Here is a 14,026-nt window from a genome sequence, read left to right as displayed (position 1 = left end):
GCTCTTCCTCTCTCAGCTCACCAGCAACGGGAAGATGACCCGTTCGGTCCCGCGCGCGTCCTCGACGACGACGGTGATCTCCCATTGGCCGCTCATCTCCAGCAGCACGTTCTCCGCGCGGTAGCGACCCCGGCCCGCGGGTGCGGTCGTCGCGGGCCGGACCGCGTGTCCCATGTGCGGCATGGCCGGTTCGATCCGCACACCGTCCACTGAGGACTCTCCGGTGACCTCGACGTCGATCGCGGTCGTCCCGGCGCGCGGGCTGTCCACCACCAGCCGCACCGAGTGCCGCGACGTGCTGGAGCTCAACGCCACCCCGGCGTCCCCGGAGCCCGCGGTCAGCAGCGCCACCGCGCCCGCGACGACCGCGACCGTCGCGACCAGCGCGACTATCCACTGTGGTCTGGTCACGGGTTTCCCTCCTGCGGTGACACGGTGATCTCCACGGGTTTGGTCATCAGCGAGTAGTCGCGCTCCGCCTGGACCCACGCGCGGTACCGGCCGGGCAGCGCGAAGGTGTGGGTGAAGGAGACCTCCGGCCCGTACGCGGCGACGGTCTCGTCCGGCTGGCCGCCAGCCCCGCCTCGGGTCAGCGGTGCCATGTGGTGGACGTGCGACCAGGTCTGCGCGCCCGCCGCCGCGCGCCCGACCTCCTGGTCCTCCGGCAGCGGGCCGACCACGATCAGGTGGCCCACCATTCCCAGCCATGGCTGGAGATCGCGCTTGTCGCCGAACCGAGCGGTGATCGTCGCGGCGGAACCGGCCGTCGCGCCCTCCACCCGCACGTCGTCCACCGTCGGAGCGGGCGGGAGCGGTTGTCCGGGCAGGGTGAAACCGGTGGCTGAGCGCAGCAGCTGGACCCCGCCGCCGCGCCGCGCGATCTCGACGGACACCGCGTGGTAACCGGGCTCGGGGGAAGCGAGCCGCACGCGGTACTCGCCCGGTGCGACGCGGATCGGGTGCAGGTGCCGCAACGCCCCGGACGGCGGTACGACCAGCAGGTGGGCCAGCGCGCTGTCGTGGACCAGCAGGTCGTCAACGGGGCGGCCGCTCGCGCCGTCGGTGAAGCGCAGCGCCAGTTCCACGCCGTCAGGCGCCGAGGTGTGTGACACCAGCACGTTCACCGGGGGCCGTGAACCATCCACAGTGGACTGTCGGGGGATCGAGTACGGATCGAGGACGTTGTCGACGGTCGCGTCCACGTCGTCGCCGGGAACTGGGGGAGTGGGGGCCGACGCCGACAGCAGCGCCGCGGTGACCGCGACCGCGAGGGATGCGACGACCCCGCCCGCAGGCAGCAGCACCAGCCATCCTCGCTGGGCTTTCACCGCCACCACAAGGGAAAGGAACAGCAGCACGCCCGCGGCGACGAATCCGCCGTAGGTCACGCGCTCCGTGGGCGAGAGCACCGTGACCGGAACGACGAAGGGGATTCGTGCGACGCGTGTCCCGTCGTCGATCGCCAGCTCCTGCGGACCCGGTCGCCCGACGGTCAGTGTCGCGTCATACGAGCCCGGCTCGGCGCCGAGCTCCACCGACGCGGTGCTCGCCCGTGGCACGGTGTGGTCGGACGCCGCACCCGTGGCGTCCAGCCGCAGCCGCAGTGCTCCAGCGGGGCTGCCCGCATGCGTGATCACGTTGACCCGCAACGGTCCTGGCACCGCGTCCACCCGGCGCAGGACCACGGTCAGCTCGCGTGCGCCCAGCGTCTGCGCGACGTGGATGTCCCCACCGGCGGGAGCCCCGTCCGCGAGCGCCTGCGGCGCGCCGCACAGCAGCACGAAGAGCGCGCTCAGCACCAGGGCCGCCGCCCGTGTCGTCGTCCTCATCGCCGACGACGCTATGCGGGCGCACCGACAAGATCGTCACGGTGCAGGGGGACCGGGCATCCCCCGCGCGGGGGACACCGACCCCGGGACCAACCCGTGGAGGTAGGCGTAGACGGCGGCGTGCACCCGGTCGCGCAGGCCGAGCTTGGACAGCACGCGGGACACGTGGGTCTTCACCGTCTCCTCGCCGACGTGCAGCTGCGCGGCGATCTCGGCGTTGCTGCGGGCGGCGGCGATGAGCAGCAGCACTTCGAGCTCGCGGCCGGTCAGGCGTTCGACCTCCGGCGGCTTGGACGGTGGTTCGATGCTGGTGGTGAAGCGCGTGATCAGCCGTTTGGTCACCGATGGGTCGATCAGCGCGTCCCCGCGCACGGCCACCCGCATCGCGGAGATCATCTCCTCCGGCGGCAGGCTCTTGAGCAGGAAGCCGCTCGCACCCGCCCGCAGCGCGCGGTACACGTACTCGTCGCTGTCGTAGGTGGTCAGCACGAGGACCTTGGTGACGTTGCCGGGCGCGCTGAGGATCGCCTCGGCCGCCGCGAGCCCGTCCAGCCGGGGCATCCGCACGTCCAGCACTGCGAGATCGGGCCGCAGCCGCGCCGTCTCCGCCACCGCCGCGCGCCCGTCCTCGGCCTCGGCGACGCATTCCAGGTCCTGCTGGGTCTCCAGGACCGCGCGCAGCCCCGAGCGGAACAGGGCGTGGTCGTCGGCCAGCAGCACGCGCAGTGTCACTCTGACTCCCTCGTCGGCAGGCTCACCCGCAGGCGCCAGTGCCCGCCGTCCTCGGTGGGCCCGCACCTCGCCTCTCCGCCGAACAGCGCGACCCGGTCCCTGATGCCGGTGAGGCCCAGTCCACGCGGACCGGAGCGCGCGCCGTTGTTCCTGCCCCGCAACGCGTTCGTCACCGTCAGCACGACCTCCTCGTCGCGGTGCTCGACCTCGACCTCCGCCAGGCTCCCGCCGCCGTGCCGCAGCGCGTTGGTCAACGCCTCCTGGAGGACGCGGTAGAGCGCGATGTCCACCGAACCCGGCAGGTCCAGCGGGCCGCCCTTGCACGTCAGCGTGACCGGCAGCCCCGCGGCGCGGACCCCGGAGAGCAGCTCGTCGAGATTGCCCATGCCCGGCTGGCGGTGCGCGTGCTCCTCCTTGCCGTGCAACAGGTCCAGCAGTCTGCGCAGGTCGGTCATCGCCGAGCGGCTCGCCGACTCCACCGCGGTGAGGGAGCGCCGCGCCGCGGGGCTGCCGGCCGAGCCGAGGCCGAGGCGGGCGGCTCCTGCGTGCACGCCGATCGCGCTGACGTGGTGGGAGATCATGTCGTGCAGGTCCCGCGCGATGGAGCTGCGGTCCTCGGTCAGCGCGCGCTGGACGGCGAGCTGCTCGGCGCGTTCCTGGCGCTCGGCGCGGCGCTCCAGCTCGGCGATGTACGCGCCACGCGCGGTGGTGTGACGGCCGACTATCCACGGCAGCACGGCGGTGCTGAGCACGTTCAGCAGCACGGGAACCCACCCACCGCCGGGGAGCTTGCTGTCGACGACGTCGGCGGCCGCGAGCGCGGCGATGGCGGCGAGGCCGGGCCAGGCGGGAAGCCACGCGCCGACGCGGTAGGCGGCCATCATGCCGCCGGTGCCGCACACGTGGTGCGAGCCGGGGGCCAGCACGACGGGGAGGAGCACCTGCACGACCGCGACCGCGAACGCGACCAGGCCCGCGTGCTTGGCCGAGCTGGCCAGGCCCGCGTTGACCAGGACGATCAGCATGATCGCGACGACGTCGGTCCAGGTGAGCGCGCCGGTCGGCAGGTAGAGCAGGTACGCGACGGGGTCGACGATCATGCACAGCGCCGCCACCAGCCTGGACTGCCTGGTCAGCGCCTCCCGTGTGCCGTGAGCTCGCTCCACCGGTTCCTTCCCGCTCGTCGTGATGCGGGCAGCGTAATCGGCGGTCCCGGCCGGGACGTCCCCCGCGCAGGGGACCCCGGTGGGGCGGTCAGGCGGCGTTGCGGACGCGCGCGAAGCGGCTGGTGACGGTGCGCGGGCGGCGGATGACGGTGGCGGTCGCGGGCCGGTGCAGCGTGCGCTTGGCCTGCCTTCTGGCCACGCGGCCCTCGGGCTGCGCCTTGTCGATCATGTGCTCCGACAACGCCATCAGCACGAGCACCGCCAATCCGGCGACGATTCCCACCCAAGTGACGATCATGGTGACCATGGCTTGCTCCTCGCGGTCTCACCTTCCGTCGTGACACCCCAAGAGTGGCTGGTCAGACCCGGTCTCCGACTCGGCCTAAGGGCCAGTCGGCCCAGCCGGACGGCTGAGTGACGCAGGGTGTCCGACCGGGTGCCGACGGAGACGGGCCGACTCCCGTTGTCCAGCACGGTGATCCGGGCGCACGGTCAGGTCGAACCCGTCGAGCACCACCTTGGCCGCGAGGGGGTGTGGCACGGGCGAGCCCTACCTCGTCACTGGTGCGGCACGCGCTGGGTCAGGCTGAACCAGTTGCCGGAGTCGTCGCGGAAGACGGCCCGCCCGGCTTGCTCGGGTGGATCATCCGCACCCCGTCGACCGGGTCGACCTCGTCCCGAGGGGTGGCGCTCCCGCCGCCGGGCGCCACCGCCTCATAGCTGCCGTCCGCGCCCGCGATCCGGGTCTCGTCGTGGTAGAGCACCCTCGTGTCGGTGTCGGAGGGCCTGCCCTGCGACCACGGCCACTTGTAGATGCCGACCTTCATGTAGTTGCCGCGGTCGTCGTCGTAGTTGTTGCGCCCGGTCCGGTTCTCGAAGCCGGGAACCGGCTTGCCGTCCTTCCAGATCCGCAGCACGCCGTCCGCTCCGGCGGACCACTTCACGTGCACGACCCAGTCGGTCCACTTGTTGCTCTCGTACGGACCCACCGGGGTCTGCTCCGAGTGCCCCTCCCAGTTCTGGCTGATCTCCCAGCCGCCCTTGCGGGTGTTGATCGACAACGGCGGCGAGCTGCCCACCTCCCAGTGCTGGTGCCACTGGGTCACGATGTCCGGTGCCTGGTCCGGCGCCCAGTCCTTGAGGTAGGTGCTGAAGCCGTACCACTGCTCCCCGGTGCGGAAGTCGTGGGACAGCTCGGCCCGCGCCCCGTTGTTGATCACCGGATCGTCCTTGCGCAGCTCGAACCGCGCGGCGTGCCCGCCCGCGCGCACCGGCTCCGGGGCGGTGGCGGTCCGGGCCTGCGGTTCGCCGTTCTCGTGCCGCACCGAGGGGTCGTACTCCTTGGCCCAGCCCGGCGGCGGCCCGCCCGGCATGGTGTGCTGCTGCGCTGACTCCCAGTCCAGCGCCAGCGGCGCCGCCGCGCCCGTGCCGGTGACCACCGCCGCGCTGGCCGCGACCGCGGCTGCGATCGCGATGGCGAGCGTGGAATGTCGTTTCATCGTCGCGTTCTCCTTCACAGGGGAGGCCCCACCCTCGCGAGTGGGACCGCCCCCGGTCATGAGTAACCGCGGCTCATTTCTCCGGACACCCGGTCATGGCGCGGCGCAGCGGAAGCTGGCCGCTGAGTCCGGGTCGCCGTGACCGTCGTAGGTGGACACCAGCGGGTAGCGGCACAGGTTCCTGGTGACCTTGGCGTCCCTGGAGGCGGCGGGCAGGATGTCGGGGGCCTGGCCCCGCTCGACCCACGCGACCACCGCGGCCAGCGGGTCGACCGGCTCGGTGCCCACCCCGCTGCCGCAGTGCCCGGTGCCCGGGGCCAGGAAGAGGCGGTGGAACTCGTCCGCGCGCGCCGCTCCGCCCATCGCGCGCTCGACCCGGTCCCGGTAGCCGATCGTGGTGTCCGGGGCGATCTCGGAGTCGGCCAGCCCGTGCCAGGTGATCATCTTCCCACCCGCGGCCCGGAACGCCGACAGGTCGGGCCCGGTGTTGGCGAGGACGTGGTCGTAGGTGGCCGTGGACTGCCACACCAGCCGCTCGAACTCGGCGTAGGTGATCTTCGTGGTGTCCATGCCGGGGTCCCTGCGGACGAAGTACTTGACCCAGTTCTCCGCGATCGGCAGCGGCGCGCCCACCGTGCTGCCGTCGGGGCGGGTCACGGTCCCGGCGAGAGCGCTGAAGCTGCCGCCCTTCACCAGGCCGGCGCCGAGCTGCCCGCTCCACCCGCGCGGTCCCTCCCAGATCCGGCGGACCACCTCGGCGGTGGCGGCGCTAATCGTCAGCTCCTCGCCGCCGCAGAGGATCTTCGTCCCGACGAGCAGTGCCGGGTCGAACCGACACTGGCGCGGGTCGCCGATGACGCCGTTCACCACGCCGTCCAGCGAGTCGCACGCGCGCACGGCGGCCGAGGTGAACGCGTCGAACTCGCACGCGGTCGGGAAGGTCCGCTCCTGGTTCATCACCACCTGCGGCCAGAACTGGGCCATCGAGAAGCGGGGCATCTCGATGGCGGGCACCGAGGCCACGATGCCGTCGTAGTCCTCCGGGTGCAGCTGCGCCTCGGCAAGGCCCTGCCTGCCCCCGGTCGAGCAGCCGTTCCAGTAGGAGTAGGTCGCCGCCCGCCCGTAGAAGGACGCGGTCACCGCCTTGCCCACCACGGTCATGTCGTGCACCGACCGGGAGCCGAAGTTGGTCAGCAGGCCCCAGTTCACCCGGCCTCGTGCGTCCAGCGCCCACGCTTCCGGGCTGACCGGGTTGATGCCGATCCCACCGTCGGTGGCCGCCGCGGCGAACCCGCCCTTGACCGCGGGCGCGACCCCCTCCGCGGAGAAGCCGGTGGCGAACCCGCCCCCGCCGGTGCCGAGGAACCGGCCGTTCCAGCCGCTCGACGGCAGCCACACCTGGACCTCGACCCGGTCGTTCGCCCCGGGGTGGGTGAGCAGCACCGTCACCTCGCACCGCGCGGGCACGTCGGGGATGGGCGGGCGGCCGGGCACGCCCGCCGGACCGGCGGGCCGCTCCACCCCGGTGACCGACAGCACGTGCGCTCCGGGGACAGCCGGGGCCGGGACCGAGGCGCACGCCGTGGCCACGCCGCTCCTGGGCGCGGGTAAGCCGGTCAGCGAGACGAGCGAGAGCAGTGTCAGGACGAGATGGGTCGGCTTGTGCATCGCTCTCCTGGGCTCGTCGGTGTCGGGCGGGTGAGGGAGTGGCTACCGAAGGTAAGGCCCACGTCCGACATGTCCTAATAGACGATCTTGAAAACGTGATTGTCGGTGGCCCGTGCTTCCGTGGAGGACCTCATGAGAGGAGGCGCACGATGAGCACCTACGTCCTGGTCCACGGTGCCGCCGACCGCGGTTGGTGCTGGCACCTCGTGGCCGACCGGCTGCGCGCGCTCGGCCACGAGGTGGTCGCGCCGGACCTGCCCTGCGACGACGACACCGCCGGGTTCGCCGAGTACGCCGAGGCGGTGGTTGAGGCGGTCGGCGCGCGCACGGACCTGGTCGTCGTGGGGCACTCGCTCGGCGGGTACACCGCGCCGATCGTGGCGGAGCGGCTCGGCGCGCGGATGCTCGTGCTGGTCGCCGCGATGGTCCCGGAGCCGGGGGAGCGGGCGATGGACATGCTCGCCAACACCGGCTACCAGGACGAGACCACCGACCCGGACGCGCTGCTCGACGTCTTCTACCACGACGTGCCACCCGAGCTGGCAGCCCAGGCGCAGGCCGGTGAGCGGGCGCAGTCCACCACCCCGATGACGCGGCCGTGGCCGCTGGCGGAGTGGCCGAGGGTGCCGACCCGGTTCCTGCTCTGCCGCGACGACCGGTTGTTCACCGCCGACTGGCTGCGCGGCGTGGTGCGCGCCAGGCTCGGGTTCGACCCGGACGAGATGGGCGGCGGCCACTACATCCAGCTCAGCCGCCCCGTCGAGCTCGCGGAGCGGCTGGCGGCGTACTGAGCGGGCATCATGGTCGTATGACGAACAACAGTGGCTCGACAAGCGGAGAGTCGAAGTGGGCCAAGCTCCCCGAGCGCGTCCTGCCTTCGGAGTGGTGCAACGACAAGGACACCGAGCCGTTGCCGGAGTCCCTGGCGAAGGCGGAGGCGGAGCGCGAGGGGCGCGAGGCCCGCAACCTCATCGAACGCGTCGGCTGGTGATCTCGCGGACCGCGAGCAGACCGCCGATCCCGGGCAGCAGCGCGACCAGGCGCGCCCGGCGCGGGGTGCCTTCCCGCAGCAGTGCCACCACGACCACCATGACGTAGGCGAAGCCGTGCAAGGGGCCGCTGACCGAGCTGACCGCGGGCGCGTGCACGGTGGCGATGTTGACCAGCATGACGACCAGGGTGGTCAGCTCCACGGTCGCGGGCACGCGCAGCGGCAGCAGGCTCTCCGTCACCTCACGCTCCCGTCGTCGAGCCGGGGCGGATGATCATCAGCACCGTGACCGTGGCCCACAGCAGGTTGAACACGCCCCCGGTCATCGCGATCCGGCTGATCCGCGCGCCGAGGTCCACCGCGGGCGTGGTGGAGTCCAGTGCGGTCAGCACCTTCTGCTGGTCGGGCAGGACCGCCGCGATGAGCACGGCGGCGGCCACCGCGGTGAGCGCGATCGACACCAGCACCCACGCGTCGCCGAGCACGCCCATGCTGATCGCGGTGGCCAGGCCGAACGCCGGAACGGCGATGCCGACCGCGGCGTAGACGCGGCAGATGCGGTACAGCGTCCGCGCGGTCGCTCGCGCCGGACGGTCTCCCGTCACGGCGGCTCGCGCGGTGCGGGGGAACATGCTCGCGGCCACGGTGACCGGGCCGATCGCCACGATCGCGGCGATGACGTGCACGCTGAGCAGGAACTTCGTCACGACAGGACTCTCTTCGGCTAGTCAGGTCAGACGGCGACCCGGGTCCAGGCCCGCGTGGCGCCAGACGACGCCTCGGCGCTCGTACTCGAACAGGCGCTCAACGGAGCGGGCGACGCGCGGTCCGAGCTGGCGTTCCAGCAGGTGCAGGCCGAGATCGAGGCCCGAGGTCACGCCGCCCGCGCTCACCAGGTCCCCGTCGTCGACCACGCGGGCGTCGGTCACCACCACACCCGTGGCGGCGAACCCGGCCAGGCCCATGACGTGGGTGGTGGCGTGGCGGCCGGTGATCAGCCCGGCCATGCCCAGCAGCATCGACCCGCCGCAGACGGTGCCCACGGTGACGGTCGGCCGGGCCAGGGCCTCGCGCAGCAGCGGGGTGAGCCCGGTCCGCGCGGCGCGCTCCAGCAGCTCGGGGATCGTCGGCGTGTCCCCTGCGGAGTCCGGGCTGATCCGTCCGGCCGCGCCCGGCACGATCACCAGGTCCGCCCGTTCCGGGTCGAGTCCCGCGGCGGCGCGCAGCGAGACCCCGGGAACGCCCGCGGGCACCTCGCGCGGTCCCTCCGCGGAGACCAGCTCGACGGTGAGCGCCCCCGCCGCCGCGATGCCACCCGCGTTCAGCACCTCGTACGGTGCGATCACGTCGAGCGGGTCGAACCCGTCGAACAACACCACCTGCGCGTGCATCAAAGACCTCTTCACCTGGTTCGACGCGGGGCCGGTCGGCGCCGCGCACAGCACGCTAGGCAGGTCTTCAAGATCGCAATAGTGGCAGGAATGCCACATGTCGACGAGTTCTAGCCAGCGGCGGCCACGCTGTCCCCCGTGGTCAGCTCGACGGCGACCCGGACGAAGCGCGCGATCCACGGCGAACGCGAGCCGGCGGGCCTGGCGACGACGGTCGTGTACGGGCCGGCGTCGAGCACGGGCCGGTAGACGATGTCGTCCCGCTGGTTGAGCCTGGCCAGCGAGGTGGGGATCCGGGCGACGGCCTGTCCCAGCGCCACCGTCTCCAGCAGCTGCGCGCTGTCGTACGCCACCGGGCCGTGCGCTGACAGCCTGGACTCGGACACCACGGGCAGGGCGTGGTCCTGACCCGCCCAGTACGCGCGCTCGGCGAGGCTGGCGCCGGGGGACTGGGCCCCTGGTGAACCGCGCAGAACAAGCAGATCGTCCAGGACTTCCTCAACCTGGCGTTCAACGACAAGCGGCCCGCTGAGGCGTTCGCCGAGCACGTCGGCCCGGACTACGTGCAGCGCGACCCGGACGCGCCCGACGGGGCCGAGGCGTCCGCGAGGCACCTGGCCGGCTTCGTCGCGCGGTTCCCGGAGCTGAGCCTGGACATCAAGCGGGTCATCGCCGAGGACGACCTCGTGGTCACGCACTGCCTGATGCGGCTGACACCGGACAGCCGAGGCTCCGCCGTCGCCGACATCATGCGGGTCGCCGACGGCAGGACCGTCGAGCACTGGGACGTCGTGCCGGACCTGCTGGAGAACCCGGCCAACGGCGACACGATGTTCTAGGGCGCGGTGTTCTAGGTCGCGGTCACCCGGAGCCTGGTCGACGCGCGGACGACCAGCTCGGGGGAGAACACCACCTGCTTGTGCCGGTGCTTGGCCGTGTCCCGGGACGCCTCGTCGAGCAGCAGCTCGGCGGCGGTGCGGCCGAGCAGGTGCCGCGGCTGGCTCACCGAGGTCAGCGGGACCGCAGCCGCCTCGGCGAACTCGATGTCGTCGTAGCCGACGATCGCCAGGTCGCCCGGCACGTCCATGCCCAGCCGCACCATGCGCTGCAACAGGCCGAGCGCCAGCAGGTCGTTGGCGCAGAAGGCCGCGGTGGGGCGGCGGGAGCCGGGCAGCCCGGCGAGGCGCTCGCCCGCGCGGCGGCCCTCGGCGACGTTGAGCGCGGAGGTCTCCAGCACCACCAGCTCGGCGCCGGGCACCGAGGCGACGGCCTTCCGCGCGCCGGTGAGCCGGTCGGCCGCCTGGCCGATGGTCATCGGCCCGCCGATGAAGGCGATCCTGCGGTGCCCGGCCTCCAGCAGGTGGGTGGCGGCCAGCTCGCCCCCGGCCACGTCGTCGACCGTGACCGAGCAGAAGTCCGGCCCGGCGTCCCGGTCGACCACCACGACCGGGATGCCGCGCCTGCGCACCTGGTCGAGCCGGTCGGTCGCGTTGTCGGTCGGGGTGATCAGGATTCCCTCGACCCGCTGCTGCTCCAGCATGTCGAGGTAGAAGTCCTGCCGCCCGCCGTCCTCGCGGCTGTTGCACAGGAAGACCGCGAGCCCGGAGGCCTCGGCCGCGTCCTGCACGCCCTCGGCCACGTCGGTGAAGAACGGGTTGCCGGAGTCGAGCGCGACGTAGGCCAGCGTGCGGCTGTGGCCGGAACGCAGCTGCCGCGCCGTCTCGTTGCGGACGAAGCCGAGCTGCTCGATGGCGGCCTGCACGCGGTCGCGCGTCGGGGCGCTGACCCGGTCCGGCTTGTTCAGCACGTTGGACACCGTGCCGAGCGAGACGCCCGCCTTGGCCGCGACGTCCTTCATGCTCGGCGTTCCTGGACCCGCCACGTCGCCCCCTGCTCCCGAACCTGAAACGTGCGCATTGACGTTGCCTTGAGCTTCATCGTACCGTCGAGCGCGTCATTTGAAACGTTCCAACCGGATGAGGAGAGCCATGCCCGAGTCGCCGAGCGCCGTCCGGTTCGAACACCTGCCGCACCAGGGCGTCGTGGTGGTCGGTGAAGCGCGGCCCCGCCTGAGCTGGCGGCTGCCCGCCGGGACCACGGCGGTGGACGCGGAGCTGGAGCTGACCGACGCCGCCGGTAGGACCCGGCGGCACCTGGTCGGCGGCTCCGAGCAGCTGCTGCTCCCGTGGCCCTTCGAACCGCTGGGCTCGCGTTCCCGGGGCAGCCTCCGCGTGCGCGTCAAGACCACGGAGTGGTCGGACTGGAGCGAGCCCGCCGAGTTCGAGACACCGCTGCTGGCCAGGGAGGACTGGTCGGCGCGTTTCGTCACGCCCCGCTCGATCGGCCGGATCGGTGATCCCGCGCCAGTGCTGAGCGGCACGATCTCCTTGCCCGCCAACGTGGTCCGGGCGCGCCTGCACATGACCTCGCTCGGTGTGCACGTCGCGTCGATCAACGGTGAGCGGGTCGGCGACGTCCACCTCGACCCCGGCTGGACCTCCTACGCGCACCGCGTCCGCTACCGCACGCACGATGTGACCGCGTTGCTGCGTGCCGGGGACAACACCCTCGACATCCTGGTCGGCAACGGGTGGTATCGCGGACGGCTCGGCTGGCAGGGCAAGCGCGCCCACTACGGCGACCGCCTCGCCGCACTCGCGCAGCTTGAGGTGACGTGCGAGGACGGCTCCGAGCACGTGCTCGGCACGGATGGCTCGTGGACCGCGCGGTCGAGCACCGTGGTGGCAGACGACCTCTACGACGGCCAGACCACGGACCTGCGCGGAGCCGAGTCCACTGTGGACTCTGTGGACGTGCTGGATGTCGATCTCGGCCGCCTGGAAGTGCCGCTCGGTCCGCCCGTGCGCGCCGTCGCGACCGTGCCCGCCGTCTCCGTGTCCCGCTCGCCGTCAGGCAAGGTGCTCGTCGACTTCGGTGAGAACTTGGTCGGCTGGGTGCGGCTGCGTGTTCGTGCGGGCACGACGGATGTCACGGTGCGGCACGCGGAGGTCCTTGAGCACGGCGAACTCGGCACGCGACCGCTGAGGTCGGCACTGGCGACCGACCGGTATCTGCTCTCGGGCGACGACGAGGCCGTGTGCGAGCCGTCGCTGACCTTCCACGGCTTCCGCTACGCCGAGGTCGATGGAGTTGAGGACCTGCGCGCGGGCGATGTCGAAGCCGTCGTGCTGTCCTCCGATCTGCCCGCCACGGGGTGGTTCACGTGCTCCGAGCCGAACCTGGAGACGTTGCACGGCAACGTGCGGCGGGCGATGCGCGGCAACTTCCTGGACGTGCCGACCGACTGCCCGCAGCGCGACGAGCGCCTGGGCTGGACCGGTGACATCCAGGTCTTCGGGCCGACCGCGTCGTTCCTCGCCGACAGCGCCGGGTTCCTCACGTCCTGGTTGCGTGACCTCGCCGTCGACCAGTACGCCAACGGCTGTGTCCCCTTCGTCATCCCGGACGTGCTGCGCGAGCCGGAGCCGAGCGCCGCGGCCTGGGGCGATGCCGCCACGGTGGTGCCGTGGACGGTCTACCAGCGCTATGGCGACGCCCGTGTGCTGGCCGAGCAGTTCAGCAGCATGCGCGCGTGGGTGGACCGCCAGGCCGCGCTCGCGGGCCCGGACCACATCTGGTCCGGAGGCTTCCAGTTCGGTGACTGGCTCGACCCGTCCGCGCCGCCGGAGGACCCGTTCGCCGCGAAGACCGACCACGATCTCCTTGCCACGGCGCACTTCGCGTACTCGGCGGGAATCGTGGCCAAGGCCGCCGAGGTCCTCGGTCACGACGGCGAGGCGCGCCACTACGCCGACCTCGCCGCCGCGGTCCGGGACGCGTTCGCCAGCACCTACGTGACGCCCAAGGGCCGGATGATGGGCGACGCTCCGACCGCGTACGCGATGGCACTGGTGTGGAACCTGCTGCCCACCGCCGAGCAACGCGCCGGAGCGGGAGACCGGCTCGCGGACCTGGTGCGCGCCAACGGTTTCCGGATCGCGACCGGTTTCGTCGGCACCCCGATCATCACCGACGCCCTGTGCCTCGCCGGGCATCCGCGAGTGGCGTACCGCCTGCTGCTGGAGCGTGAGTGCCCGTCGTGGCTGTACCCGGTGTCGATGGGCGCCACGACGATCTGGGAGCGCTGGGACAGCATGCTGCCGGACGGCAGCATCAACCCCGGCGAGATGACCTCGTTCAACCACTACGCCTTGGGCGCGGTCGCCGACTGGCTGCACCGGACGGTGGCGGGGCTCGCGCCCGGCGCTCCGGGCTACCGCTCGCTGCTGGTGCGGCCCCTGCCCGGAGGGGGGCTGACCCGTGCTTCCGCTGAGCACGAGACCCCGTACGGCCGCGCGTCCGTCGCGTGGGAACGGCAGGACGGGGTGCTGACGCTGGAGGTCGAGGTCCCCGGCGGCACCACCGCGACCGTGTACGTGCCGGGTGCGGAGGAGCCGGAGCGGGCAGGGCCGGGCCAGCACCGCTGGGATGTGCCCGATCCTGTTGTCCCGCAAGCGATTCGTACAGTTCGGGACGTGGTCGACGATGCGGGGCTGTGGGCCGCGCTGGTCACCATCGCGGTGGACCTCAAGGTGGTGGCCGACGGTCCGGCGCTCGGCCACGCGCTGGCCCGTGACCTGGGCCGCCCGGCGGAGGACCTGCCGAAGATCCTGGTATCGACCCTCGCGCACACCAACGGCGAGGAACTGGGCAAGCGGCTGTCGGAGGTGGTCGCGGGGGTTCTGTGACG

The 14,026-nt window shown here is 72.3% G+C and carries 16 protein-coding genes; 4 read left to right on the top strand and 12 right to left on the bottom strand.

What is annotated here, in order from left to right; translation table 11 throughout:
- Window positions 1-12 precede the first annotated feature (12 nt).
- The 7 genes from ACFFQA_RS17355 to ACFFQA_RS17325 all read right to left on the bottom strand — a co-directional run bounded on the left by ACFFQA_RS17355 (window position 13) and on the right by ACFFQA_RS17325 (window position 6,894).
- On the bottom strand, window positions 13-411 hold the full coding sequence (locus ACFFQA_RS17355; RefSeq protein WP_377853004.1) for a FixH family protein: 399 nt from the start codon (window positions 409-411) through the stop codon (window positions 13-15).
- Entirely contained in the window at window positions 408-1,829 is a 1,422-nt protein-coding gene (locus tag ACFFQA_RS17350; RefSeq protein ID WP_377853003.1) for a DUF8832 domain-containing protein, read from the bottom strand. Before ACFFQA_RS17350 ends, ACFFQA_RS17355 begins: the two co-directional genes overlap by 4 nt.
- A 36-nt stretch (window positions 1,830-1,865) precedes the next feature.
- A complete protein-coding gene (locus tag ACFFQA_RS17345; RefSeq protein ID WP_377853002.1) occupies window positions 1,866-2,561 on the bottom strand; it encodes a response regulator in 696 nt (231 codons plus the stop codon).
- Window positions 2,558-3,727, bottom strand: coding sequence for a sensor histidine kinase (locus ACFFQA_RS17340; RefSeq protein WP_377853001.1), 1,170 nt, complete (start codon window positions 3,725-3,727; stop codon window positions 2,558-2,560). Before ACFFQA_RS17340 ends, ACFFQA_RS17345 begins: the two co-directional genes overlap by 4 nt.
- A gap of 88 nt (window positions 3,728-3,815) precedes the next feature.
- Window positions 3,816-4,034, bottom strand: coding sequence for a hypothetical protein (locus ACFFQA_RS17335; RefSeq protein WP_377853000.1), 219 nt, complete (start codon window positions 4,032-4,034; stop codon window positions 3,816-3,818).
- Window positions 4,035-4,308: 274 nt separating this feature from the next.
- The gene (locus ACFFQA_RS17330) at window positions 4,309-5,226 is read right to left on the bottom strand and encodes a polysaccharide lyase family 20 protein (RefSeq protein WP_377852999.1); all 918 of its coding nucleotides are present in this window, start codon (window positions 5,224-5,226) and stop codon (window positions 4,309-4,311) included.
- A gap of 93 nt (window positions 5,227-5,319) precedes the next feature.
- Window positions 5,320-6,894: a tannase/feruloyl esterase family alpha/beta hydrolase gene (locus ACFFQA_RS17325; RefSeq protein WP_377852998.1), complete on the bottom strand. Its 1,575-nt coding sequence runs from the start codon at window positions 6,892-6,894 to the stop codon at window positions 5,320-5,322.
- A gap of 149 nt (window positions 6,895-7,043) precedes the next feature.
- Between ACFFQA_RS17325 and ACFFQA_RS17320 the strand changes: the two genes are divergently transcribed.
- The gene (locus ACFFQA_RS17320) at window positions 7,044-7,685 is read left to right on the top strand and encodes an alpha/beta fold hydrolase (protein ID WP_377852997.1); all 642 of its coding nucleotides are present in this window, start codon (window positions 7,044-7,046) and stop codon (window positions 7,683-7,685) included.
- A 17-nt stretch (window positions 7,686-7,702) separates the two neighbouring features.
- Window positions 7,703-7,885 carry a hypothetical protein gene (locus ACFFQA_RS17315; protein ID WP_377852996.1) on the top strand — a complete coding sequence of 61 codons (183 nt, stop codon included), beginning with the start codon at window positions 7,703-7,705 and terminating at the stop codon, window positions 7,883-7,885.
- On the opposite strand, the gene ACFFQA_RS17310 is transcribed toward ACFFQA_RS17315, so the two are convergent.
- The 4 genes from ACFFQA_RS17310 to ACFFQA_RS17295 all read right to left on the bottom strand — a co-directional run bounded on the left by ACFFQA_RS17310 (window position 7,863) and on the right by ACFFQA_RS17295 (window position 9,824).
- Complete coding sequence (locus ACFFQA_RS17310; protein WP_377852995.1) at window positions 7,863-8,126, bottom strand: hypothetical protein; 264 nt, start codon at window positions 8,124-8,126, stop codon at window positions 7,863-7,865. The two genes, ACFFQA_RS17315 and ACFFQA_RS17310, sit on opposite strands and share 23 nt — an antisense overlap.
- 1 nt (window position 8,127) lies before the next feature.
- Entirely contained in the window at window positions 8,128-8,592 is a 465-nt protein-coding gene (locus tag ACFFQA_RS17305) for a hypothetical protein (RefSeq protein WP_377852994.1), read from the bottom strand.
- 21 nt (window positions 8,593-8,613) lie between these two features.
- Window positions 8,614-9,276: a DJ-1/PfpI family protein gene (locus tag ACFFQA_RS17300; protein WP_377852993.1), complete on the bottom strand. Its 663-nt coding sequence runs from the start codon at window positions 9,274-9,276 to the stop codon at window positions 8,614-8,616.
- Window positions 9,277-9,386: 110 nt separating this feature from the next.
- The gene (locus ACFFQA_RS17295) at window positions 9,387-9,824 is read right to left on the bottom strand and encodes a type 2 periplasmic-binding domain-containing protein (RefSeq protein WP_377852992.1); all 438 of its coding nucleotides are present in this window, start codon (window positions 9,822-9,824) and stop codon (window positions 9,387-9,389) included.
- On the opposite strand from ACFFQA_RS17295, the gene ACFFQA_RS17290 reads away from it, so the two are divergent.
- On the top strand, window positions 9,759-10,115 hold the full coding sequence (locus ACFFQA_RS17290; protein ID WP_377853055.1) for a nuclear transport factor 2 family protein: 357 nt from the start codon (window positions 9,759-9,761) through the stop codon (window positions 10,113-10,115). The genes ACFFQA_RS17295 and ACFFQA_RS17290 overlap by 66 nt on opposite strands.
- An 11-nt stretch (window positions 10,116-10,126) precedes the next feature.
- Here the strand turns inward: ACFFQA_RS17290 and ACFFQA_RS17285 are convergent, their stop codons facing one another.
- Complete coding sequence (locus ACFFQA_RS17285) at window positions 10,127-11,134, bottom strand: LacI family DNA-binding transcriptional regulator (RefSeq protein ID WP_377852991.1); 1,008 nt, start codon at window positions 11,132-11,134, stop codon at window positions 10,127-10,129.
- A 130-nt stretch (window positions 11,135-11,264) separates the two neighbouring features.
- On the opposite strand from ACFFQA_RS17285, the gene ACFFQA_RS17280 reads away from it, so the two are divergent.
- Complete coding sequence (locus ACFFQA_RS17280) at window positions 11,265-14,024, top strand: family 78 glycoside hydrolase catalytic domain (protein ID WP_377852990.1); 2,760 nt, start codon at window positions 11,265-11,267, stop codon at window positions 14,022-14,024.
- The last annotated feature ends 2 nt before the right edge of the window (window positions 14,025-14,026 follow it).

Origin of the sequence: Allokutzneria oryzae, assembly GCF_042429765.1 — a bacterium.
GTDB classification, from domain to species: Bacteria; Actinomycetota; Actinomycetes; order Mycobacteriales; family Pseudonocardiaceae; genus Allokutzneria; species Allokutzneria oryzae.
Note: the sequence above shows the minus strand (reverse complement) of the source record. Positions and strands in the feature narration are given on the sequence as shown.